General features: G+C 36.7%; 18 protein-coding genes. 15 read left to right on the forward strand and 3 right to left on the reverse strand.

Annotated elements, in window-relative coordinates; all coding sequences use genetic code 11:
* The first annotated feature begins 124 nt into the window (after positions 1-124).
* Positions 125-1,126 (forward strand): catabolite control protein A, encoded by a 1,002-nt coding sequence (ccpA, locus tag AC6R0T_RS04640; protein ID WP_206903135.1) that lies wholly within the window; start codon positions 125-127, stop codon positions 1,124-1,126.
* A 176-nt stretch (positions 1,127-1,302) separates the two neighbouring features.
* On the opposite strand, the gene AC6R0T_RS04645 is transcribed toward ccpA, so the two are convergent.
* Entirely contained in the window at positions 1,303-3,804 is a 2,502-nt protein-coding gene (locus AC6R0T_RS04645) for a transglycosylase domain-containing protein (RefSeq protein ID WP_303754393.1), read from the reverse strand.
* Between the two features lie 253 nt (positions 3,805-4,057).
* On the opposite strand from AC6R0T_RS04645, the gene AC6R0T_RS04650 reads away from it, so the two are divergent.
* Together AC6R0T_RS04650 and AC6R0T_RS04655 are read left to right on the forward strand one after the other, a co-directional pair.
* Positions 4,058-4,963, forward strand: coding sequence for an AEC family transporter (locus AC6R0T_RS04650; RefSeq protein ID WP_303754392.1), 906 nt, complete (start codon positions 4,058-4,060; stop codon positions 4,961-4,963).
* Between the two features lie 75 nt (positions 4,964-5,038).
* Positions 5,039-5,929: a deoxyribonuclease IV gene (locus AC6R0T_RS04655; protein ID WP_303754390.1), complete on the forward strand. Its 891-nt coding sequence runs from the start codon at positions 5,039-5,041 to the stop codon at positions 5,927-5,929.
* 151 nt (positions 5,930-6,080) lie between these two features.
* Here AC6R0T_RS04655 and ndk read toward each other — a convergent pair whose 3' ends face one another.
* Entirely contained in the window at positions 6,081-6,515 is a 435-nt protein-coding gene (ndk, locus tag AC6R0T_RS04660; protein WP_206903132.1) for a nucleoside-diphosphate kinase, read from the reverse strand.
* Positions 6,516-6,670: 155 nt separating this feature from the next.
* On the opposite strand from ndk, the gene AC6R0T_RS04665 reads away from it, so the two are divergent.
* From AC6R0T_RS04665 to AC6R0T_RS04685, 5 genes are all read left to right on the forward strand, one after another.
* Positions 6,671-6,892: a YneF family protein gene (locus tag AC6R0T_RS04665; RefSeq protein WP_071863680.1), complete on the forward strand. Its 222-nt coding sequence runs from the start codon at positions 6,671-6,673 to the stop codon at positions 6,890-6,892.
* A gap of 145 nt (positions 6,893-7,037) precedes the next feature.
* Complete coding sequence (locus AC6R0T_RS04670; RefSeq protein WP_303754387.1) at positions 7,038-8,789, forward strand: ABC transporter ATP-binding protein; 1,752 nt, start codon at positions 7,038-7,040, stop codon at positions 8,787-8,789.
* Positions 8,789-10,564 (forward strand): ABC transporter ATP-binding protein, encoded by a 1,776-nt coding sequence (locus tag AC6R0T_RS04675; protein ID WP_282461363.1) that lies wholly within the window; start codon positions 8,789-8,791, stop codon positions 10,562-10,564. The genes AC6R0T_RS04670 and AC6R0T_RS04675 overlap by 1 nt, the downstream gene beginning before the upstream one ends.
* A gap of 390 nt (positions 10,565-10,954) precedes the next feature.
* Positions 10,955-11,824 carry a BglG family transcription antiterminator LicT gene (licT, locus tag AC6R0T_RS04680; protein WP_303754385.1) on the forward strand — a complete coding sequence of 290 codons (870 nt, stop codon included), beginning with the start codon at positions 10,955-10,957 and terminating at the stop codon, positions 11,822-11,824.
* 20 nt (positions 11,825-11,844) lie between these two features.
* A complete protein-coding gene (locus AC6R0T_RS04685) occupies positions 11,845-13,749 on the forward strand; it encodes a beta-glucoside-specific PTS transporter subunit IIABC (RefSeq protein ID WP_303754383.1) in 1,905 nt (634 codons plus the stop codon).
* A gap of 63 nt (positions 13,750-13,812) precedes the next feature.
* Here AC6R0T_RS04685 and AC6R0T_RS04690 read toward each other — a convergent pair whose 3' ends face one another.
* Positions 13,813-14,727: a MurR/RpiR family transcriptional regulator gene (locus AC6R0T_RS04690; protein WP_206903127.1), complete on the reverse strand. Its 915-nt coding sequence runs from the start codon at positions 14,725-14,727 to the stop codon at positions 13,813-13,815.
* Positions 14,728-14,906: 179 nt separating this feature from the next.
* Between AC6R0T_RS04690 and AC6R0T_RS04695 the strand changes: the two genes are divergently transcribed.
* From AC6R0T_RS04695 to AC6R0T_RS04725, 7 genes are all read left to right on the forward strand, one after another.
* Positions 14,907-16,295, forward strand: coding sequence for a 6-phospho-beta-glucosidase (locus AC6R0T_RS04695; RefSeq protein WP_206903126.1), 1,389 nt, complete (start codon positions 14,907-14,909; stop codon positions 16,293-16,295).
* A gap of 95 nt (positions 16,296-16,390) precedes the next feature.
* Positions 16,391-17,824, forward strand: coding sequence for a 6-phospho-beta-glucosidase (locus tag AC6R0T_RS04700; RefSeq protein WP_206903125.1), 1,434 nt, complete (start codon positions 16,391-16,393; stop codon positions 17,822-17,824).
* An 88-nt stretch (positions 17,825-17,912) separates the two neighbouring features.
* Positions 17,913-19,373, forward strand: coding sequence for a glycoside hydrolase family 1 protein (locus AC6R0T_RS04705; RefSeq protein ID WP_282461361.1), 1,461 nt, complete (start codon positions 17,913-17,915; stop codon positions 19,371-19,373).
* Between the two features lie 272 nt (positions 19,374-19,645).
* Positions 19,646-20,581: a thioredoxin-disulfide reductase gene (gene trxB, locus AC6R0T_RS04710; RefSeq protein ID WP_206903123.1), complete on the forward strand. Its 936-nt coding sequence runs from the start codon at positions 19,646-19,648 to the stop codon at positions 20,579-20,581.
* 302 nt (positions 20,582-20,883) lie between these two features.
* Entirely contained in the window at positions 20,884-22,611 is a 1,728-nt protein-coding gene (locus AC6R0T_RS04715) for a phospho-sugar mutase (RefSeq protein ID WP_206903122.1), read from the forward strand.
* A gap of 20 nt (positions 22,612-22,631) precedes the next feature.
* Positions 22,632-22,919, forward strand: a complete 288-nt coding sequence (locus AC6R0T_RS04720) for an ArsR/SmtB family transcription factor (protein WP_206903121.1) — start codon at positions 22,632-22,634, stop codon at positions 22,917-22,919.
* A gap of 182 nt (positions 22,920-23,101) precedes the next feature.
* Positions 23,102-24,379 (forward strand): homoserine dehydrogenase, encoded by a 1,278-nt coding sequence (locus AC6R0T_RS04725; RefSeq protein ID WP_303754378.1) that lies wholly within the window; start codon positions 23,102-23,104, stop codon positions 24,377-24,379.
* Positions 24,380-24,381: the final 2 nt, after the last annotated feature.

Raw genomic sequence — 24,381 nt, forward strand, 5'->3', positions numbered from 1 at the left:
AAAAATTTTCAGGAAAGGAAAGTAAAACGGTTGCATTCTGATTCTTTCCATGCTATTCTAACAAAGAAATGTAAATGGTATTTTCAGAAAATACAAATCACGCTATCAAATAAGGAGATATGAAATGGACAAACAAACAATTACAATTTATGACGTTGCCCGTGAAGCCAATGTTTCAATGGCTACTGTTTCGCGTGTTGTCAATGGCAATCCCAATGTGAAGCCTGCTACTCGCAAAAAAGTCTTAGAGGTTATCGATCGCCTAGACTATCGGCCTAACGCAGTTGCCCGTGGCTTAGCAAGTAAAAAAACGACAACGGTAGGGGTTATCATTCCTGATGTTAGCAACATGTATTTTGCTTCATTAGCTCGCGGGATTGATGATGTAGCGACAATGTACAAATACAATATTATTTTAGCTAACTCAGATGGTGATACACAAAAAGAAGTGAACGTTTTAAACAATTTATTAGCTAAACAAGTGGATGGCGTTATTTTTATGGGACACCGTATTACCGATGAAATTCGTGGTGAATTTTCCCGTTCTAAGACACCAGTTGTGTTAGCAGGCTCAATTGACCCAGATGAACAAGTAGGTAGTGTAAACATTGATTATACAAATGCAACAAAAGATGCTGTTAATTTATTAGCAAAAAACGGCAATGAAAAAATTGCTTTTGTCAGTGGTGCATTGATTGATCCAATTAATGGTCAAAACCGTTTACAAGGTTATAAAGAAGCGCTAAAAGAAAATAATTTAACCTACAATGAAGGGTTAATTTTTGAAGCAAAATACAACTTTAAAGATGGTATTTCTTTAGTTTCACGTCTTAAAAACAGTGGTGCTACAGCAGCTTTTGTTACAGATGATGAACTGGCAATTGGTATTTTAGATGGTTTAGTTGATGAAGGTGTTAATGTACCAGAGGATTTTGAAATTCTGACAAGTAATAATTCATTACTAACAGACGTTGCCCGTCCACGTCTATCTAGTATTACCCAACCATTGTATGATATCGGGGCAGTTTCAATGCGTTTGTTGACCAAAATGATGAATAAAGAAGATGTCGAAGAAAAGACAATTATCTTACCTTATGGTATTGATGAAAAAGGCTCAACAAAATAATCGAATAAGCTAAATAAGCGTCCGTGCTATTTTATGGACGCTTATTTTAATAATTGGGATAAAGAAAAAGAAAAAATTTCGTAAAGAATTTGGCTTATTTACTTTTTAGCATGTGTTTTACTGATCGGTATTAATAATAGAAGATAAAAAAGCAGGCGAATTTTCGCCTGCTTTTATTATTGTCCTGTATTATTGTTGGTAGTCCCGTTGCTATTTGCATTGTTATTTGTAGTACTACCATTGTTGCTTGTTGAATTATTGTTATTATTTGTATTGCTGTTGCTATTGCTATTGCTATTTGAATTATTATTGGTACTATTTCCGTTAGTTGTCGTGTTGTTTTTTTGTTGATTATTATTGGTCTTTGGTTTTGCATAAATTTTATTCCAATAATCAGCGTAATTAGCATCTGTGCCACCAATACCAAAGCGGTAATTACTTTCACCTGGTCCATTTTTTGCCCACAGAGAAGTTGTGGTATCGTTTGGAACTTGCATTGTAGCTCCGTTGTAGCTGATGCTTCCTGGTAATTCACCGGTAGCTTTGGCAACTGTTTCTTGTTTTACCGAACCATCTAATTTGAATTTTTGATCTGTGCCAAAAATATCAGGATTAGCCATATAAATTCGATTAATCAAATATGCCATGTAATTTCCGGTTCTACTGCCGGCGCCATCATCATTTTTTTCTTTTTGACTATCCATCCCAGACCAGCTACCAATCGTAACTTTTGGTGTCGAGACAATTAACCATGAATCACGGTAATAATCAGAAGACCCAGTCTTACCAACCCAGTCTGCTTGACCTAGGTACCAGTTCAAATTACTAATCGTCGATTTAAACGGGGTAGTGATTCCTTGGCTTAAGACATTACGCATCAAATTGTTCATGATGGAAGCTGTTGCCTTAGAAAAGACGCGAACGGGTTTGTTTTCATGTTGATAAATAGCTTTACCTTGGCTGTCAGTAATCGATTCAATCAAGTAACCTTGTTGGTAGACGCCGCCGTTGGCTAAAGCTTGGAAACCATTTGTTTGTTGAACCGTTGTCACATCCATTGGTCCAAGCGGAGCAGATTCAACATTCCAAGAATTGTTGGCTGGGAAATTCATTTTAGCCAAATAATTGTCATAGACGAAATCCGCAGATTTTTTTTCTTGTAATTCTTGATACACATGGTAGGCTGTAATGTTGGTTGATTCAGCTAATGCATCTTCAACGGTTTGGAAAGTTTTGGATCCTTTATTGGTTGCATTGACGATTTCTTTACCGGCATCTTCGCCAGCTTTCCATTTCGCTGGATAATCTGAGATGCGACTTTGGCTGCCAATTAGACCTTGGTCAATGGCTGGGCCATATACTAAAATCGGTTTAATCGTTGAACCGGCAGCCCGTGAAGTATCAAAGGCGTGATTGTTTTGGTTATCGCTGAAATCGCGACTTCCGATAAAACCTAAGATTTTGCCGGTGGCATTATCCATCATGACATTTCCGACTTCGATTTTATCACCACTGTAATTATCTAACATGTAGCCGTATTCTGCGACACCTTTTTGCATGGCGTCATAAATCTTTTTATCAATAGTTGATTTAACCGTGTAACCACCATTAACTAACTCATTTTGTGCTTTTTCAAGATAAGCTTCTTTTGTTTTTTTCTTTTCGTAATCTTGTGTTGAAACGCCGTCATCTTTGGCTAACTTTTGTGCGACGATACTTTTAGCTTCGTTCATAACGGTATAATATAAGAAACCGTGGTCGTCATTATTTTGCGTTTGTTGTTTTAAGAAATCTTTTTTCAAATCATACTTTTTCGCTGCTTCGTATTCTTTTTTACTAATGTCGTGGTTGCGATACATACTAAATAGAACAAAATCTTTTCGTTCTAGGCCGGCAGTGACGTTTTCTTTTAATTTGCCAGTATTATCAAAGGGACTGTAAACGATAGGACTTTGCGGTAGACCCGCAATAAAAGCTGCTTGCGGTAAGTTGACGTCTTTGGCATCTTTGCCAAAAATACCTTTTGCTGCTTCTTGAACACCCGCGATATTTTGCCCCTTATTATTTCGCCCAAAAGGAGAGACATTCAAATACATTGTCACAATTTCGTCTTTACTAAAGAACTTCTCAACTTCCATGGCCAAAAGAATTTCATTGGCTTTGCGCTTGAAGGTGGTTTCGCTAGTTAAAACCTGCTGCTTGACTAATTGTTGGGTTAAAGTAGAACCACCCCCACCGCCAAAACCAGTTGCTTCTGATAACAGCGCACGGACAACAGCTTTTGGTACAACGCCATTATGTTCATAAAAATATTCATCTTCGGTGGCAATAATAGCTTTTTTTAGTAGGTCAGAAACTTGATCTGACTTTACTGATGTTCGAAATAAATCAGAACGGATAGTAGCGATCGAACTGTTATCGGCGTATGTTAATTTGGAAGTTTGCGAAACATCTCCCAGTTCTTTTTGCATTGTGGTTTTATTAGGAGCAGGTGTGTCTTCGACTAAGTAAGCGAAATAACCGGCACCAATCCCTAGCGCTAATGCACCACCAATAATCAGACACGAAATTCCAACTAAAATTAAGGAATGTAAGACCCGTAATGAAATATTAAAGTAAAACCAACCCTTTTTTCGATCAGAAAAAGGCTCATCATGATGTTTTTGCTTTTTAGGCAATGACTTTCACCTCAGTTTTAAATTTACCGTGTCATTATAGCAAAAAAGTTCTTAAATAGATAGATTTCTACTATTATGGTGGGGAAATACTAAGAAAAAACCAAACTTTTAAGGATTGAAATGGGGGTAAAATACTTTTTTGCAGCAGTTTTGGACTTGTTAAAAGAGTTGAAAAAGAAAAATGTTAAAATAATTAATAGGGAAAACAGTGCAAAATCCAAATAAAGAATTGAATTTTTAAGGAGAAATAGAAATGAAAGAGATTTTAATCAGTGCGTTTAGTTTATTATTTATTATTTTTTTAGGGTATCTGTTTAAACGCTTCGGGATTTTTAGTAAAGCCGATGGCAATCGTCTTTCACAGATCATTTTAAATTTAACGCTCCCGGCGGCGATTGTGGTGAACTTAGCGCAACTGAATGTTTCTTTTAACATCACAGCATTAATCGCAATTGCAGTTTTCTTTACATTAGTTCAATTGCTTTTTTTACGCATTTTTAAAGGGCGACAAAGCCAAAGAGAACTTTCCTTTAGCCTTTACATGGGATCTGGTTTTAACATTGGTAATTTCACTTTACCTTTTGCGCAAAGCTTTATCCCGCAAGCCATTCCCTTGATTTCACTTTTTGATATTGGCAACTCGATAATGTTAGCAGGGGGAACAGGTTTAGTAGTTGAGGCGTTGACTGGGGAAAATTATGTCTTTAATTTAAAAGCATTCCTGCAAAAACTAGGGCGCAGTGTCCCTTTTATGTGTTACCTTGTGCTGCTTTTGTTACGGACAGCCAGTATTGCAATCCCTGAAATGCTGATAACGGTGGTAGCACCTATCGCTAGCGCCAATACTTTTTTATCAATGTTCATGATTGGGCTGTATTTGGAGTTTAAGCTGCCTCACTATGCTTGGTTATTAGTTTTAAAAACACTTCTTTTAAGATATACAATCGGTCTTATTTTAGTTGTAATTGTCTATTTTACACCAATAAATCAATTAATGAAGTTAGTATTGAGCATTTTAGCAGTTACGCCCATTCCAATTTTTAATGTCATGAATGCCGTATTATCTGGAAGTGATGAAGAAAGTGTGGGCTTTTGTTCTTCGCTTAGTTTTTTAATTAGTTTACCACTTATGACGGCTTTGATTTTTATTTATCGCTAAAATTGAGCGTAAAGATTTCTTTTTGCTAGAAGCTTGCTTACAATAATAAAAAATAGTTATGAAAGAAGTGAAGATATGTTAATCGGTTCTCATGTTTCCTTTAAAGCTAGTCAGGCCTTAGCTTCTTCGGTTGAAGAAGCATTAAGTTATGAAGCGAATACGTTTATGCTTTATACTGGCGCTCCCCAAAATACACGTCGTAGTGAGATGGACCAAGCTAGTATTGCCGCGGGTAAAAAAATGATGGTAGAAAACGAGATGCACGAATTTGTCGTTCATGCACCTTATATCGTCAACTTAGGGAATACAATTAAGCCTCAGAATTTTGGATTTGCCATTGAATTTTTACGTTCAGAAATTATGCGCGCTCAAGAACTTGGTGCCAAACAAATTACCTTACATCCTGGTGCCCACGTTGGCGCAGGGCCACAAGCGGGGATTGCCCAAATTGTTAAAGGATTAAATGAAGTTTTAACAAAAGACCAAATTCCTCAAATTGCGTTAGAAACGATGGCAGGAAAAGGCACAGAAATCGGCCGTAGTTTTGAAGAATTAGCAGCAATCATTGACGGCGTCACGCTAAATGATAAACTGTCCGTTACCTTTGACACGTGTCACACTAACGATGCTGGTTATAATGTGAAAGACGATTTCGATGGCGTGTTAGCGGAATTTGACCGCGTGATCGGGTTAGAACGTTTAAAAGTCGTTCATTTAAACGACTCTAAAAATATACGCGGTGCAAAAAAAGACCGGCATGCCAATTTAGGTTTTGGAACAATTGGATTTAATGCACTACATTATATTGCCAATCACGAAAAATTAGCAACATTGCCTAAAATCCTTGAAACGCCATATGTTGGAGAAGATAAAAAAAATAAAAAGCCTCCTTATAAATTTGAAATTGCTATGTTGCGTAGCGGTGTTTTTGATCCAGATTTATTAGAAAAAATTATGGCGCAATAAATTTAAATTTCTAAAATAAAAAAGTCAAATACCGCCACAACTAAGCGTGGGGCAGCATTTGACTTTTTTGTAGATTATAAGGAAAGTATAAAATTTTCAAAGCTTCACAAACTAGTTCTTAGTGACTAAAAGCTAGTTTGTGAAGTCTTTTTTAAGAGGAATGTTTGGCTGTCGCCAACTGCGCTTTGCTAAAGAAGCGTTTTATTTCCACGTCTGCTGCAGCAGCGCAGTCAGAAGCGTGAATAACATTTTGCGACTTATTGGTGGCAAAATCGCCGCGAATTGTGCCAGGTGCAGCTTCTAAGGCATTAGTCGATCCAATCATTTTACGCACCATTTCAATTGCATTTTCACCTTTTAAAACGATAAAAACAACAGGACCTGATGTCATGTAGTCAATAATATCTTGAAAAAAAGGCTTATCAGCAAGATGAGCATAGTGGGCTTTGGCGGTTTCTTTAGTTAACAAACCGTAGCGCATTGCTTCAATTGTCAGCATGCGTTCTTCAAAGCGACTGATAATACGACCGACTAAATGACGTTTGACGCCATCTGGTTTAATAATAATTAAAGTTTTTTCTTCCATTGCACTCACCTCAAAAAAATTTATAAATTTAGCATAGCATGTTTTTTATAATTTGAAAACGCTTACTTTGTTTTGCCTTGCGAAAAGCTCTTTTCATTTGCTTGCTTTTCTAGTAAAATGACACAGTGAGACTATAGAAGAAAGGAGAGATTTTCATGTCAACATCAATCGTAGTACTTATTGCAATTATTGCAGCTTTACTAGGTGCAGTCGGTGGCTTTTTCTTAGCCCGTAAATATATGAAAGACTATTTGGAAAAAAATCCTCCCGTTAACGAGGAAATGTTACGTTCAATGATGATGTCGATGGGCCAAAAACCATCAGAGAAAAAAATTCGTCAAATGATGCAGCAAATGAAAAACCAAGGGAAAAAATAATCTTTTGGTTTTCTGTCGTGACGGGCTGAATTTTTCAGTCCGTCTTTTTTGTGCCCTTTATTTAAAGGTACAAAAAAATTTAAACAGAATTTTCAAATTATTCTTGTAATAGTTAAAGATAGCAGGAATTTAAAAGGAGGTACTTATGTCAATTTTTAAAAAGTTAGGTTGGTTTTTTAAACAGGAAAAAAGGCACTACATTATCGGTGTAACATCTTTAATTTTAGTGGCCATTTTTCAATTAATACCCCCAAAAGTAATTGGAATTATTATTGATGAAATTGCTGAAGATAATATTCACTTAAAGATTATTTTAGGTTGGGTTGTAGTATTGGTTTTAGCTGCTGTCGCACAATATATTTTTCGCTATATTTGGCGCACTAATATCTGGGGCAGTGCTGCTCGCTTGGAAAAAGATCTTAGACGCCAGCTTTTTGATCATTTTACGAAGATGGATCAAATCTTTTATCAGAAACACCGTACAGGAGATCTAATGGCCCATGCAACCAATGATTTAAACGCCATTCAAAATGTTGCTGGCGCAGGAATATTAACCTTTGCTGACTCATTTATCACCGGTGGAATAACTATTATTGCCATGATTTTATTTATCGATTGGCGGCTAACGCTGATTGCATTATTACCATTACCTTTGTTAGCAGTGACCTCACGTGTACTAGGCACAAAACTCCATGATGCTTTTCGGGATGCACAGGAGGCTTTTTCAAATATTAACGATAAGGCACAAGAAAGCATTACCGGGATGAAGGTTTTAAAAACTTTTGGTCAAGAGCAAGAAGATATTGCTGATTTTTCAAGGAAGATTGATGATGCAATCGTCAAAAATAAACGAGTCAATTTTTTAGACGCCTTATTTGATCCTTTTATCACATTAATTATTGGGCTTTCTTACGTTGTAACAATTATCATAGGTGGGAATTTTATTTTGAATGATACGATTACAATTGGACAGTTGGTATCATTTATAAGCTATATCGGGATGTTAGTTTGGCCGATGTTTGCGATTGGTCGACTCTTTAATGTTTTAGAAAGAGGCAACGCCAGTTACGATCGGGTAGCGGAGTTATTAAGCAACAAGACACATATTATTGAAAAAGAAAATGCAATTCATGAGGCGCCAAAAGGAACTTTGGAATTTTCAATTCGCAGTTTTTATTATCCCAATAGCAAAGAAGAAACACTAAAGAATTTGCAGTTTGTCGTAAATGAAGGTGAAACATTAGGCATTGTAGGGAAAACCGGTAGTGGCAAGACCACGATTATGAAATTATTACTGCGGGAATTTGATGATTACGCAGGTCAAATTACATTTGGTAGCCGTAATATTAAAGACTACACCTTAGATGCTTTGCTGGGCTCGTTAGGCTACGTTCCACAAGATCATTTTTTGTTTTCGACTACGATTCGCGACAATATCCGTTTTATCGACCCAACCCTGCCACAAAGTGAAGTTGAGCAGGCAGCGCAATTGGCCGACATTGCCACGGATATTGAAGAAATGCCAGCAGGTTATGATACCTTAGTAGGAGAACGAGGTGTTTCGTTGTCCGGTGGGCAAAAACAACGATTATCCATCGCGCGTGCGTTAATTGCCAAACCAGAAATTTTAATTTTAGATGATGCACTTTCTGCGGTTGATGCGAAAACAGAAGAAGCGATTTTAAGCAACTTAAAAGCCGCACGGCAAAATAAAACGACCATTATTGCTGCACATCGTTTGAGTAGTGTTATGCATGCTAAAGAAATCATCGTAATTGAAGAAGGGCAAATAATAGAACGGGGAACGCATCAAGAATTACTAGCCTTAGGTGGTTGGTATGCTAAGATGTGGGCCAAACAGCAACTTGAAGCCAAGATTACTAGGGGGGATATTTAATGGAAGAATCTGCATGGTCCAAATCACTTTCATTTAAAGAGCAAAAACAAATTGTAAAACGAATGTTTAAATTTGCGAAGCCTTTTGCTAAAACATTTATTGTAGCGATCGTTTTTGCCTTGGCCTTAGCAGTTGTCAATATTTTACTACCACGTATTATTCAAACCTATATGGATGATTACTTAACCACTAAAACTGCTACACAAAAAATTATTTATTTTTTTGCTGCTCTGTATTTTTTTGGTGTCCTGTTAAAAGCGACAATTTGGTTTTTCCAATGGTTTTTATACTCCATGGCATCACTGAAAACATTTCAGTATATCCGTGTAAAACTTTTTGAAAAATTGCATACGCTAGGAATGCGCTATTTTGATCAAACACCAGCTGGTTCTATCGTTTCTCGGGTGACCAATGACACGGAGACATTGTTTGAATTTTGGTATGTTTTTTTGATGGTGCTTACCGGTATTTTTGCGATAATTTCATCTTTTGTGGCGATGTTTTCAATCAATCGAAAAATTGCTTTGATTAATTTAATCTTTTTACCAATTTTAGTAATCGTCATTTGGTATTATCAAAAATTCAGTTCAAAAATTTATCGACAAATGCGGGAAAAATTAAGTCAATTAAATACCAAGCTAAATGAATCTATTTCAGGAATGCAAATTATCCAACAATTTCGTCAAGAAGCGCGACTGAAAAGTGAATTTGAAACAATCAATGATGACTATTTAAAAACACGCTTTGCCATGATTAAAACAAATTCACTGCTTTTAGCACCAATTATTAATTTGTTATATGCTTTAGCAATTGCGTTATCTTTATCTTTATTTGGCTTTGATGCGCTTGATTCTCCAGTGGAAGTGGGGATGATATACGCTTTTACCACGTATGTGCAGGGATTTTTTAATCCTATGACGCAAATGATGGACTTTTTGAGTGTTTTCACCGACGGAATTGTAGCGGCTAGCCGTATTTTGAAGATCATGGACACAACAGAAGCAACGCCAGCTCAAAACCCTAAGGCCAATGCTAAAATTGGCGCTGGGAAAATTGAATTTCGTCATGTTAGCTTTTCTTATGATGGTAAGCATGATGTGTTAAAAGATATTTCCTTTGTTGCTAATCCCGGTCAAACAATTGCACTCGTAGGGCATACTGGTAGTGGGAAAAGTTCGATCATTAATGTTCTCATGCGTTTTTATGAATTTCACGCGGGGGAAGTTTTGATCGATGATAAAAATATTAAAGACTACCCTATGAGTGAACTACGAGAAAAAATGGGTCTAGTTTTACAAGACGCCTTCATGTTTTATGGCGATATTGCGACAAATATTCGTTTGTTAAATACAAATATCAGTGACGCTGAAATTAAAGCAGCGGCAGAATTTGTCCAAGCAGATAAATTCATTAATCAACTGCCAGGAAACTATCACGCTAAAGTAATTGAAAGAGGAGCGAGTTATTCGAGTGGCCAGCGCCAACTTTTATCTTTTGCCCGGACGATGGTTACAAATCCTAAAATCTTAGTATTGGACGAGGCAACTGCAAACATTGATACTGAGACAGAAAGTTTGATTCAAGCTAGTTTGGCCAAAATGCGTAAAGGTAGAACGACCATTGCCATTGCGCACCGCCTCTCTACAATTAAAGATGCTGATTTAATTTTAGTATTAGACAAAGGTGAAATTGTTGAAACTGGAAATCATGCTACCTTGTTGGCAGAAGATGGATTATATGCTGCAATGTATAAATTGCAAAGTAGTGAAGTTTAATTAAAAATAAAATGGCAGGATTTCCGGTGATAAAGAAATTCCTGCCATTTTCTATTTTTTTGAATTAAAATGAATAAAATTTGCAATAGCCATTGACAGCGCTTTCTAACGTCTGTTACAATAACTTTAAATTAAATAGACCAAACAAATGGATAGTGATTGTTTAAATACAAGCTAAACCTAATGAGATGATGCCTTTATTTTGTGCGCTCTCATTAGGTTTTTTGTTTGTCCATTTTTTGAAGGGAGGAATAAAAATAGAATTAAGAAACAAAAAAGTTTATGTAAGCGTTGACAAAGATAACGCTTATTAGTATCATCAAATTATAATCTAAATGAGTCGAAGATTAATTTTAGATTAGTTAAAGCGTGACGTGGAGGCCGACACTGATGCAAATCAAAAAAATCTTAAATAACAACGTAATTATTACGACTGACAAGCGAAATAACGAGCTTGTCGTGATGGGAAAGGGGATAGCATTTCAAAAAAAGATTGGTGATGAAGTAGTTGAAGGACAAGTGGATAAAACTTACCGACTGTCTAATACAGATTTAAATGCCAAGTTACAAGAACTATTAGAAGATGTACCAATTGGTTATTTAGAACTGGCAACAGAAATAATTGATTGTGGTAAAGAAAAATTGAATGCACCATTAAATGATTCCATTTATATCTCTTTAACAGATCACTTGCATACTGCTGTCGAGCGGGTAAAAAAGAAAATACGAGTACCCAATTTATTACTTTGGGATATCAAACGCTTTTTTACGGCAGAATATAGCATTGGTAAAGATGCTGTGACGATGATTCAAAAACGTTTTAAAGTTGATTTGGGCGTTGATGAGGCTGGATTTATTGCCTTACATCTCGTGAATGCCCAAACTGAAATTGATAATGATAATGTTTATGAAATGACCGAATTGATGCAAGAAATTATTCGGATTGTCAGCTATTATTTTAAAGTTCAATTTGATGAAGAATCTGTTTATTATTATCGTTTCACTACCCATTTACGTTTTTTTGCATCCCGAATTATGAACCATCGTCAAAATGAAGGTGAAACAGACGAAGAGTTGCTTTTGATTATTCAAAAAAAATATCACAACGCCTATAACTGTGTAGAAAAAGTTAATGAATACGTTACAAAAAAATATAACTACCTCATGTCAAATGATGAGAAATTATATTTGACCATTCACGTGGCACGACTAGTACAAAAATTGGGTCAAGATGAAGGTGGCACAGCCACCAAAAAATAAAAATAACTGGAGGAATTAGTGTGGGTAAATATCACGATTTAGCCGAAAAAATTGTTGAAAATGTAGGCGGAAAAGAAAATATCAATAGTTTGACACATTGTATTACGCGGTTGCGCTTCAAGTTAAAAGATGAAGGCAAAGCAAACGATGATATCCTAAAAAATATGGACGGCGTCGTAACTGTAATGAAAAGTGGCGGTCAATATCAAGTTGTAATCGGAAATCATGTTCCAGATGTCTATGCAGACGTTTTAGAAGTAGCGGGAATTTCAGGTGAGACAGAAGAAGCAAGCGGTGACGGCAATATCTTTAACCGCTTAATTGATATCTTAAGTGGTTGTTTCCAACCATTCTTAGGCGCATTAGCTGCAGCCGGTATGATTAAAGGGCTAAATGCATTACTAGTTTTCTTAGGAACGTTAGGTTGGTTTACCTACACGGCGCAATCTGGCACTTATATGATGCTAAATGCAATTGGGGATTCGATTTTTTACTTTATGCCAGTTATCTTAGGTTATACAGCTTCAAAAAAATTCAATTTAAATCCAATGATCGGGATTACAATTGGTGCGGCGTTAGTTTATCCAACGATTCAAGGATCTGCATTACAAGCCTTGGTCGAAGAAGGCGCTGCTGCTCCTTATAGTATCTTTGGTTTGCCAGCATTTACTACTTTCTTAGGTATTCCTTGGGTAGGGGCAAATTATACAAGTAGTGTTGTACCGGTAATTTTCATCATCGCCTTTGCTGCACAAGTACAAAAATTGATGAAACGTGTCATTCCTTCTGTTGTTCAAACATTCTTAGTACCATTTTTTGTACTATTAATTTCATTGCCAGTTGGCTTTTTAGTTATTGGCCCAATCATTGGCATGCTAACTGATTTATTAAGTGCTGGTTTCCAAGCGTTAATGACATTCTCACCAGCTTTATATGGTGCAATTTTAGGTTTCTTCTGGCAAGTGTTGGTAATCTTTGGATTACACTGGTCAGTTGTACCATTGGCAATTATGCAAGTAACACAAGAAGGTTTCTCACAAGTGTTAACAGGTTCATTTGCTGCTAGCTTCTCACAAACAGCAGTTGTCTTAGCAATGTTCTTCAAACTTCGCGACAAAAAATTAAAAGCACTATGTCCACCAGCAATCATCTCAGGTATTTTTGGGGTAACAGAACCAGCTATTTACGGGATTACATTACCGAAAAAGACGCCGTTTATTTTCTCTATGATTGGTGGGGCAATCGGCGGATTGATTTTAATGTTAAATGATGTCACTTCTTACACAATGGGTGGTTTAGGAATCTTTGGTTTCTTTAACTTCATTACCCCAGAAGGTAATGCGTCTACTGTTATCCCAGCAGTAATTGCAGTCTTAGTAGCCTGCGGTGTCAGCTTCTCACTAACTTTCTTCTTCTGGAAAGATGAAACAGTCGAAGTTGAAGAAGGACAAGCCGCAATGGAAGTTAGAAAAGAAATTGTTACAGCGCCAATTAACGGTGCCATCATGCCACTAAGCACATCAAAAGATGAAGCATTTGCTCAAGGTATTTTAGGTAAAGGTGTATTGATCCAACCAGAAAGTGGTGAAGTTGTTGCACCATTTGACGGTACAGTAATGACACTGTTTCCGACAAAACATGCAATTGGCTTGGTTTCTGATAATGGTTTAGAATTATTAATTCACATTGGAATTGACACTGTACAACTAGACGGCAAATTCTTCACACCCCATGTTAAGCAAGGGGATAAAGTAAAACGCGGTCAAAAATTAATGAGCTTTGATATTAAAGCAATCCAAGCTGCAGGTTACAGTGTTGAAACACCAGTCATCGTAACCAATTCAGCAGACTATTTGGATATTTTAGAAAGTGATAAACCAAATGTTGCCAGTGGTAGTGATGAATTAATCACAGCTTTAGCATAAGAAAATAAGACGAGCTGACTATTTCGTCAGCTCGCCTTTTTCACCTGAAACTTATTTGAGTCGTTAGTTTGGGGTAAAGGAATCGTGGATTTGAACCGGAACTTGATTTTTTTCGGACATAATGGTGGAACTAATCTTACGATGATCAATTTGTTGCCCGATTTTAATTAGATGTTCTAATTCTTGCTGGTAATTTTCAGCAAAAACAACACTGTATAAGACATCGAGTAAATACGTGATCGATAGATTAGTTGTGAAATTACCAATCTTTGAATAGAGGCGTTCTCTTGTTGTCATTTGTAAGGTGCAAGTTGCTATTTCCATTAAAGAATTATCGCCAATACTGGTAATTGCAATAAAAGGTACTTCTTGTGCAGCTAAAATTTTGGCAGTCTGTAAGATAGTGCTATTTTCGCCAGTATAAGAAATTAAGATTGCCGTATCATTTTTTGTTAAATTATAGGCCTCATAAGCCGTTTCCCCTTGGATTTGACTGGTAGTAACGATTTTTCCAATGCGATTCATTTTCACAGCAAAGTCTTGCGCGATTAATGTATTGGCGTTGTTACCAAAAATTCTTGTGATACGCGCCTTTAGTAAAAGATCTTTTGCCATTTTTAAGGTGTCGTGTTGTATTAAAGATAATGTATCGCTAATGGTCGTTTGTTCTAATTGAGCCAATTTACTGGCGATGCGCAATAAACCGTCATTTGGCGTGAAAGGAAGATTAGCATCGACTGTTTGAAAGTGATGGGTTAAATAGTCTTGCTCTTTTAAAAACGCATTTTTAAATTCGACCCAACCCTTAAAATCCAGTTTTTTGGCAATACGAATTAAGGTAGAAGGATGAACAAAAGTCGCTTCTGCCACTTCTTTAATGGTTAAGTTCAAACTTTGGGGCCGCTTTAAAATGAAGGCGACAACATTTTGTTCAGCATCAGAAAAACTTGTTTGGCGAATTTTTTCTTGAATCAGCATAAATACCCTCTTTTAACTTTATTTACAATTATTATATCGTATTTGTAAATTTTATTTACAAAAAATAAAATGAATTTTCTTTAATTTGTAAACGTTTTAGCAACTCGTTGTTATTCTATTGTTTTTAGACTAAAACTCATCAATAATTAAATTATCAAGTAAACAAAGGAGCTGTCGGTATGAAAAAAGGCGTAAAAATTGCGACAATTGGTGGCGGAAGTAGTTATACACCAGAATTAATGGAAGGCTTTATTAAACGGTATGATGAACTACCAATTTCTGAAATTTGGTTAGTGGATATCGAAGCCGGAAAAGAAAAATTAGAAATTGTAGGGGCGATGGCACAACGAATGTGGGATGCTTCACCATATGATGTGAAAATCCATTTAACCTTAGATCGCAAAGAGGCATTAAAAGATGCAGACTTTGTCACAACGCAATTTCGTGTCGGTCTATTAGATGCTCGTGTTAAAGATGAGCGCATTCCAGCGTATTACGGTATGTTAGGGCAAGAAACAAATGGCGCTGGTGGTATGTTCAAAGCTTTTCGGACAGTTCCGGTTATTTTAGATATCGTTGAAGACATGAAACGCCTGTGTCCAAATGCTTGGTTAGTCAATTTTGCAAATCCAAGTGGCATGGTAACTGAAGCAGTCGTACGCTATGGCAAATGGGATAAAGTAATTGGTCTTTGTAATGTACCCGTAATGGCAACCATGCTTGAACCAGGTTTGATTGGCAAACAAACGGATGAATTAATTTACAAATTTGCCGGTTTAAATCACTTCCACTGGCATAAAGTTGCCGCTAATAATGGTCAGGATGTAACGATGGAACTGATTGATAAAATGTATGAAGAAGATAATGGTTTACCAAAAAATATTTATGACATTCCTTTTGAACGGGATTTATTAGAGCAAATGAAAATGATTCCTTGTGCGTATCATCGTTATTATTATCAAGAAGAAGAGATGTTAGAACATGCGTTAGAGGAATATCGCACAATCGGAACGAGAGCACAGCAGGTGAAACGCACGGAACATGAATTATTTGAACTTTACAAAGATGAAAACTTAGATCATAAACCAGAACAATTGCAACAACGTGGTGGTGCTTATTATTCTGATGCTGCTTGTGAAACAATTGCTTCGATTTATGCGAATAAAGAAACACAAATTGTCGTGTCAACTAAAAATAATGGTGCTGTACCGGATTTACCAGCAGATTGCGTTGTTGAAGTAACTGCTTACGTAGGGGCACAAGGAGCTCGGAATGTAGCCTTTGGTGAATTGCCAACTGCAGAAAAAGGCTGGTTACAAGTAATGAAAGCAATGGAATTATTGACTATTGAAGCTGCGGTAACAGGAGATTACGGGACAGCGTTACAAGCTTTCACATTAAATCCATTAGTGACTTCAGGAAAAACAGCGAAACGCGTGATGGATGAGTTATTCATTGCCCACAAAGAGTATTTACCAAATTTCAAAGAAACAATTGAACGTTTGGAAAAAGAAGGCGTTGAAGTGCAAGATGAAGTTGTTCGATCGTTAGATTTAGTAAACGTATAAAGCGATAAATAGACATTTTCTAAGAAAATAGTGTAATGAACTTGGCATAATAATGACTTGAATTTGAGAAATTAAGAAAAATTGGAGGCTTTACAATGGGATTTAGAAAAGACTTTTTATGGGGCGGCGCAACAGCAGCCAATCAATGTGAAGGCGGTTATAACGAAGGTGGGCGTGGTTTAGCCAACGTAGATGTGGTGCCAATTGGCCCAGATCGCTTTCCCGTTATTACCGGCGAAATGAAAATGTTTGATTTTGATGAGGAACATTTTTATCCGGCCAAAGAAGCAATTGACATGTATCACCGTTGGCAAGATGATATCGCGTTATTTGCGGAAATGGGCTTTAAAACATATCGCTTATCCATTGCCTGGAGTCGTATTTTTCCAAATGGTGATGAAAAAGAACCTAATGAAGAAGGTTTGAAATTTTACGAAGATATTTTTAAAGAGTGCAAAAAATATGGGATCGAGCCTTTAGTTACAATTACTCATTTTGATTGTCCCATGCATTTGATTAAAGAATACGGTGCTTGGCGTAGTCGCAAGCTCGTTGATTTTTACGAAAATTTATGTCGCGTGATTTTTAATCGCTATAAAGGCTTAGTAAAATATTGGTTGACTTTTAATGAAATTAATATGATTTTACATGCACCGTTTATGGGGGCGGGCCTTTACTTTGAACCAGGAGAAAACAAAGAACAAGTGAAGTATCAAGCGGCGCACCACGAATTAATCGCTTCTGCTATTGCTACCAAGATCGCCCATGAAGTGGACCCTGAAAATAAAGTAGGCTGTATGTTAGCCGCTGGAGCCTACTACCCTTATTCATGTAAACCAGAAGATGTTTTTGCATCTCGAAATGACGATCGCGAAAACTACTTCTTTATTGATGTTCAGTCTCGCGGTGAATATCCTGCGTATGCGCTAAAAGATCTAGAACGCAAAGGTATTGAACTGAAAATGGAAGATGGCGATTTGGAACTATTAAAAGAAAATACTGTCGACTTTATTTCATTTTCTTACTACTCCTCACGCGTTGCAACAACTGACCCAGAATTATTGGAACAAACAGCTGGCAATATCTTTGCTTCAGTTAAAAATCCATATTTGAAAGCTAGCGAATGGGGTTGGCAAATTGATCCACTAGGTTTACGGATCACATTAAATGATATTTATGATCGCTATCAAAAACCATTATTCATCGTAGAAAATGGCTTAGGAGCAGTGGATACTCCAGATTCAGATGGTTATGTTGTGGATGATTACCGAATTGAGTATTTAGCTGCTCATATTGCGGCTATGAAAGATGCTGTGGAATTAGACGGTGTTGACTTGTTAGGTTACACCACTTGGGGTTGTATCGATTTGGTTTCTGCTGGAACCGGTGAAATGAAAAAACGTTACGGCTTTATCTATGTTGATCGGGATAATGAAGGCAATGGCACTTTAGCTCGGACTAAGAAAAAATCATTTGACTGGTATAAACAAGTGATTGCGACAAATGGCGAAGATTTAAGTGCAGAATAAACAAGTAAATTTTGCTACTACTTTTACAAAATAAATGAAAAGCCAGCTCACTTGGGCTGGCTTTAAAAAAGTTGCAGGAGGAAAATATATGGCATTTAGTAAAGATTTTTTGTGGGGTGGCGCAACGGCAGCCAATCAATATGAAGGCGGCTATTTATCTGGTGGAAAGGGCCTGGCGACTTTAGATGCTATCACAGGTGGCAGTAAAGATAATCCCCGTATGATTACCTTTAAAACAGAAGATGGAAAAATTCATGAGGTAACAAGAGAAGAAGGTCTACCAAAAGGCGCGACAGGGTATATTGACCCAGATAAATACTATCCTAGCCACGTTGCAACTGACTTTTATCATCATTATAAAGAAGATATTGCCTTATTTGCAGAGATGGGTTTTAAGTGTTTCCGACTATCATTGTCTTGGGCGCGTATTTGTCCGAAAGGAACTGATGAAATCAATGAAGAAGGTTTAGCTTTTTATGATGCAGTTTTTGATGAGTTATTAAAATATGGTATTGAACCGGTTGTCACCATTAATCATTTTGATATTCCAATGTATTTAGCGGATAAATTGGATGGCTGGAATAATCGTAAAACAGTTGATTACTTTGTCTTCTTTTGTGAAACAGTCTTTAAACGATACAAAGATAAAGTGAAATATTGGATGACCTTTAATGAAATTAACTTTTTGAGAAGCTGGACCCAAATTGGTATTCATCAAAATGACAATCAGCATCGCTATCAAGCTATTCATCATTTGTTTGTAGCTAGTGCTAAGGCAGTAATATTGGGTCACAAAATTAATCCAGCTTTTAAAATCGGCATGATGGTGGCTTATATTCCAAGCTATCCGATGACAAGTAATCCTGAAGATGTGATGGCAGCTTTAGAATTTAATCGTGGTCAAGAATTTTTCATTGATGTTCAAGTGAAGGGGACTTATCCTGCTCACAAATTAAAATGGTTTGAGCGGGAAAATATCACCATCAAAAAAGAGGCTGGTGATGATGAGCTGATTAAAGAAGGCACCGTGGACTATATTGGCTTTAGTTACTACATGTCAACGGCCTCTTCTGCTAATCCAGAAAATGTGAAATATGTTGGCGGTAACCAGCAGCCAGCAGTGAAAAATCCTTATTTAGCTGAATCTGAATGGGGCTGGGCAGTTGATCCATTAGGACTTAGAATTTCTTTATGTAACTTGTATGATCGTTATCAAGTACCATTATTTATTGTTGAAAATGGTTTTGGTGCAGTAGATGTTGTGAAAGAAGATGGTAGTATTGAAGATGATTACCGCATCGACTACTTCAAGAAACATATTGCCGCTATGAAAGATGCTGTGGAATTAGACGGGGTTGATTTAATGGGGTACACGCCTTGGGGCTGTATTGATTTGGTTTCAGCCGGAACTGGTGAGATGAAAAAACGCTATGGCTTCATTTATGTCGATTTAGATGATCACGGTAAAGGGTCACTGGCGCGTTCTCGCAAAAAATCTTTCCATTGGTATAAAGAAGTAATTGCTTCAAATGGAGAAAAACTAGCTTAATTAATCATGTGATATAAGCACTTTTTTGTAATCATCAGATTATAAAAGGTGTTTTATATCACATTTTTTTATTGGGAGGAATGCGTGCTACAAGCTTGTTTAAAAAAAGTCACGAAATGTGAAAAAAATTGCGAGCTAGGGATTTAAATTGTAAGAAAAAAGTAATATAGTTTTAGGTAATATGATTTTTCTTATAAGCAGATTATTAGACAGCTAAGTTTATTTCAACTAGAGTTAGCTTACTAATAGAAAGTAAGTGGAGGTAAAAAATAATGTATGATGTAATCGTAATCGGCGCCGGCCCCGCCGGTATGACAGCGGCTTTATATGCGTCTCGGTCGAATTTATCCGTTTTAATGATTGAAAGAGGTGCTCCGGGGGGGCAAATGAATAACACTGCCGAAATTGAGAATTATCCAGGCTTTGATTCCATTATGGGACCAGAACTTTCTATGAAAATGTATCAAAATGTTGAGAAATTTGGAACTAAAAATGAATACGGCATTGTACAAGATGTGGTAGATCATGGTAGTTATAAAGAAGTTATCACCGAAGAAAATAGTTACAAAGGCAAAAGTGTCATTATTGCAACTGGCTGTGTTCACCGTAAATTAGGTGCCCCTGGTGAAGAAGAGTATGCTGGTCGTGGGGTTTCTTATTGTGCAGTTTGTGATGGAGCCTTTTTCCGGAATAAAAAACTAATTGTTGTAGGCGGCGGCGATTCTGCTGTAGAAGAAGCAATTTATCTGACACAATTTGCAAGTGAAGTTGTCATTGTTCATCGCCGGGATGAATTACGGGCACAAAAAATTATCCAAGATCGCGCTTTTGCAAATGAAAAAATTAGTTTTATCTGGGACTCGGTAGTAGAAGAGATAACAGGTAACGACATGGTAGTAACCGGGGTTAATATTCGCAATGTTAAAACAGATGAAGTTTATGAAACAACAGCGGATGGTGTCTTTATCTATGTTGGTTTAGAACCTCTATCAGCACCTTTTACTAAATTGGATATTTTAGATGAGGCTGGGTGGTTATTGACAGACAGCTTTATGAAGACTGCTATTCCAGGTATTTTTGCAATTGGCGATGGCCGGGCAAAAGATTTACGTCAAATTACCACCGCTGTTGGTGAAGGTGGTATTGCAGGACAACAGGTCTTTCAATATTTAGAAAACTTAAAGGATAGCCAAAGTGTTGGTCAATAAAAATTTTTAAAGTCGATGCTAAAATAATTTGAAAATCCAGCTGAGATGAATGCAAGCGATAAGGCAATCATTTCTCTGGATTTTTTTGTGATCTTTAAAAACAATTATTTAAAAAAGACAGCTACATTATTGACTCAGCTTTTTCTAATTTTTATCAACAAAAGCACTTTTTTATCAGTACGTGTTTTGTTTGGATAAATTGCCAATATTTTAAAAACATTGTTATGAAAGATTGTTGGCGTTATCAAGGTGAAATGATATACTTAAAAAGTAATTAGAAAAATTGAAAGAGGTGTTATTTCATGTCTTGGGAACAAGTCTATGAACAATGGGTAAACGATGGAAATTTAGAAGAAAATTTAAAGCAACAATTAGCTGATCTAAAAGAAGATCCTGAGAAACTAGAAGACGCGTTTTACGCACCTCTGGAATTTGGTACTGCTGGTATGCGAGGAATTTTAGGCCCGGGTATTAATCGTATGAATATCTATACTATCCGACAAGCCACAGAAGGTTTAGCTCGCTTTATGGATGAACAAGATGACAACACAAGAAGACGCGGTGTAGCCATTGCCTACGATTCTCGCCATATGTCGCCAGAATTTGCAATGGAAGCGGCCAAAACATTAGCAAAACACGATATTCCTTCCTACGTTTTTGAAAGTCTTCGTCCAACGCCAGAATTATCTTTTGCGGTGCGTTACTTAAAAGCTTTTACCGGTATTATGATCACAGCTTCTCATAATCCTGCTGCATACAATGGTTATAAAGTCTACGGACAAGACGGTGGTCAAATGCCACCTGCTGATGCGGATGCTTTAACTACGTTCGTGCGCTCAATTGATAATCCATTAGAAATTCAAGTTTTATCTGATGAAGAAGTAGAGCACAGTGGCTTGATTAATATTATTGGTGAAGAAATCGATACCGCATATCTAAAAGAAATTAAAACAGTCACTATTAATCAAGATTTAATTGATGAAATGGGCAAAGACTTAAAATTAGTCTATACGCCACTACACGGAACTGGCAAAATGTTGGGAGAAAAAGCTCTAAAACAAGCTGGCTTTGAAAAATTTGCTTTAGTGCCAGAACAAGCGGTCGCCGATCCTGACTTTTCTACCGTAAAATCACCAAATCCAGAAGAACATTCTGCTTTTGAATACGCAATTGCTTTAGGTAAAAAAGAAGATGCCGATCTTTTGATTGCCACAGATCCGGATGCTGATCGCCTTGGAGCAGCAGTACGCTTACCAAATGGTGAATATCAAGTCTTAACAGGTAATCAAATTGGTGCACTCTTTACGGAATATATTTTAGCCGCTCATAAACAAGCAGGGACACTCCCAAGCAATGCTGCTGTCTTAAAATCAATCGTTTCAAGCGAATTGCCAACTGCTATTGCAGCTAAATACGATGTTGCCATGCTCAATGTTTTAACTGGCTTTAAGTTTATTGCCGAAAAAATTAAACAATTTGAAACAGATCATAGCCAAACTTTTATGTTTGGGTTTGAAGAAAGCTACGGCTATTTAGTTAAACCTTTTGTTAGAGATAAAGACGCGATTCAAGCTTTAGTTTTATTGGCTGAGGTTGCAGCTTACTACAAAAAGCAAGACAAGACATTATTTGATGGTTTACAAGATATTTTTGAAACCTATGGCTATTATGCTGAAAAAACTATTTCTGTAACCTTAAGTGGTTTAGAAGGACCAGCTAAAATTAAAGCGATTATGAGTAAATTCCGCACCCAAGCGCCAAGTGAAATTGGTGGCGTAAAAGTCGTGCAGACAGAAGACTTCAAAGCGCGAACAATTATGGGTCTAGATGGCAATGAAGCAAAAATGACAACTCCTGCTTCTGATGTGTTGAAATACGTCTTAGAAGATGAAAGCTGGATTGCCGTCCGTCCGTCTGGTACAGAACCAAAAATCAAGTTCTATATTGGTGTAAAAGGTGAGAATCAAAAAGATGCGATCGAAAAAATTGCTGTCCTTGAAAAAGCAATTAACGAAATAACTGCGGATTAAGAAATAAAAGAGGTGTCTACATGGAGCAAGAAACAGAAATTCTGCAAGTTAGTCGTCTTTTTAAAGTTTTAGCAGATAAAACACGACTTAAAATTTTACTAGCGTTAAAAAAAGGTGAATTGAATGTGACAACTATCGGTGAAGTAGTTGAAATGGAACAGTCAGCAGTCTCCCACCAGTTAAAACTTTTACGAGATAATCGTGTAGTAAAGTCTCGCCGAGAAGGCAAAACTGTTTTATATAGTTTAGATGATCATCACGTATTGGATATATTAGAACAAACCTTTGAACATATTCATCATAGCTAATTATTAATGAAAGACTTTTTGCACAAAATTCATTATGTTTCTTGTCTTTACTGAAAAAAACTAGGACTTTCATTTACGAAAGTCCTAGTTTTTTTGCATCATTTTTGGTATGCTTAAAGAAATTTCTTTGAAAACAACGAATGTATTCTAATTCATTTGAATGACAACTTTTAGGAGGTAGTATGGAAAAGCGATTGAAAATTGGTCTATTAGGTTTAGGTGTGGTCGGTTCCGGAGTAGCAAAAGTGATAGCCCAAAATAGCACGAAAATCTTGTCTGCTACCGGTATTAAACTAGAAGTTGCGAAAGCTTTGGTACGAATCGGAGAAGATAAAAAAACTATTGCAGCTGAACATGGTTTTTCTTTAGTCCATGACATTAAAGACATCACCGATGATCCTGAAATTGATATTGTAGTAGAAGTCATGGGAAAAATTGAGCCAGCGAAATCTTTTATTTTAGCAGCTCTTAACAGCGGCAAGCATGTTGTTTCAGCAAATAAAGATTTGATTGCCCAACATGGCAATGAATTAGTTGCAACAGCCCAAGAAAATGGCTGTTACTTCTATTATGAAGCGAGTGTTGCCGGGGGGATTCCAATTTTACGAACACTCGTAAATAGCTTTTTAGCAGATGAAATCACTGAAGTTTTTGGTATTGTAAATGGGACAACCAACTATATGCTGACGCAAATGCTAGAAAATAATCTTTCTTATGAAGTTTCCTTACAACAAGCTCAAAAACTTGGCTTTGCAGAATCAGACCCAACCAATGATGTTGACGGAATTGATGCTGCTTATAAAGCCGTAATTTTAACCAGATTTGCATTTCATCAGGATTTAGGTATGAAGGATTTTGCTGTTACCGGGATTCGCGGAATGGATTTAGCAGATTTGAAATTGGCCCAACAGTTAGGCTATGAAGTTAAATTAATCGCGCAAACAAAAAACTCTGCTAATGGTGTTTATGCTGATGTCGCACCCAAATTAGTACCAAAGCGTCATCCTCTAGCAAGTATTTACAACGAATTAAATGGTGTCTTTATTAAAAGTTATGGTATCGGAAAGAGTATGTTTTACGGTCCAGGTGCCGGATCAATTCCAACAGCAACAAGTGTCGTAAATGATTTGGCTGTTATTGCCCAGCGCACGGCAGAAAAACTACCGGTAGCGCCTTTTACAGATTACAAAGCACAGGTAAACTTGCAAAATAAAGAAGATGTAACGGGTCGTTTTTATTTAGCTTTAAAAGCGGATACCAAGCAACAGCAAACTCAAATTGCGACAATTTTTTCTGAAATAAACTTGGCTGTTGAACTAGTAGAACAAAAGCAAACCGATGATTTTCGTTTTGTTTATTTAACGCAAAATATATCGTTAGAAAAACGTGATGAGGTAGTAAAAGCACTAGCTGACGTTGATGTAAAAGTAACGCAGATGATGGAAATATTGGAGGGATAAAG

The sequence above is a fragment of the Enterococcus sp. S86.2 genome, assembly GCF_059834485.2.

What these genes read in the sequence shown, in the direction of transcription:
- AC6R0T_RS04725 (WP_303754378.1), top strand. Translation starts at nt 23,102, where the DNA reads ATGGAAAAGCGATTGAAAATTGGTCTATTAGGTTTAGGTGTGGTCGGT.
- AC6R0T_RS04715 (WP_206903122.1), top strand. Translation starts at nt 20,884, where the DNA reads ATGTCTTGGGAACAAGTCTATGAACAATGGGTAAACGATGGAAATTTA.
- AC6R0T_RS04705 (WP_282461361.1), top strand. Translation starts at nt 17,913, where the DNA reads ATGGCATTTAGTAAAGATTTTTTGTGGGGTGGCGCAACGGCAGCCAAT.
- AC6R0T_RS04650 (WP_303754392.1), top strand. Translation starts at nt 4,058, where the DNA reads ATGAAAGAGATTTTAATCAGTGCGTTTAGTTTATTATTTATTATTTTT.
- AC6R0T_RS04655 (WP_303754390.1), top strand. Translation starts at nt 5,039, where the DNA reads ATGTTAATCGGTTCTCATGTTTCCTTTAAAGCTAGTCAGGCCTTAGCT.
- trxB (WP_206903123.1), top strand. Translation starts at nt 19,646, where the DNA reads ATGTATGATGTAATCGTAATCGGCGCCGGCCCCGCCGGTATGACAGCG.
- ndk (WP_206903132.1), bottom strand. Translation starts at nt 6,515, where the DNA reads ATGGAAGAAAAAACTTTAATTATTATTAAACCAGATGGCGTCAAACGT.
- licT (WP_303754385.1), top strand. Translation starts at nt 10,955, where the DNA reads ATGCAAATCAAAAAAATCTTAAATAACAACGTAATTATTACGACTGAC.
- AC6R0T_RS04695 (WP_206903126.1), top strand. Translation starts at nt 14,907, where the DNA reads ATGAAAAAAGGCGTAAAAATTGCGACAATTGGTGGCGGAAGTAGTTAT.
- AC6R0T_RS04665 (WP_071863680.1), top strand. Translation starts at nt 6,671, where the DNA reads ATGTCAACATCAATCGTAGTACTTATTGCAATTATTGCAGCTTTACTA.
- AC6R0T_RS04720 (WP_206903121.1), top strand. Translation starts at nt 22,632, where the DNA reads ATGGAGCAAGAAACAGAAATTCTGCAAGTTAGTCGTCTTTTTAAAGTT.
- AC6R0T_RS04690 (WP_206903127.1), bottom strand. Translation starts at nt 14,727, where the DNA reads ATGCTGATTCAAGAAAAAATTCGCCAAACAAGTTTTTCTGATGCTGAA.
- ccpA (WP_206903135.1), top strand. Translation starts at nt 125, where the DNA reads ATGGACAAACAAACAATTACAATTTATGACGTTGCCCGTGAAGCCAAT.
- AC6R0T_RS04675 (WP_282461363.1), top strand. Translation starts at nt 8,789, where the DNA reads ATGGAAGAATCTGCATGGTCCAAATCACTTTCATTTAAAGAGCAAAAA.
- AC6R0T_RS04700 (WP_206903125.1), top strand. Translation starts at nt 16,391, where the DNA reads ATGGGATTTAGAAAAGACTTTTTATGGGGCGGCGCAACAGCAGCCAAT.
- AC6R0T_RS04670 (WP_303754387.1), top strand. Translation starts at nt 7,038, where the DNA reads ATGTCAATTTTTAAAAAGTTAGGTTGGTTTTTTAAACAGGAAAAAAGG.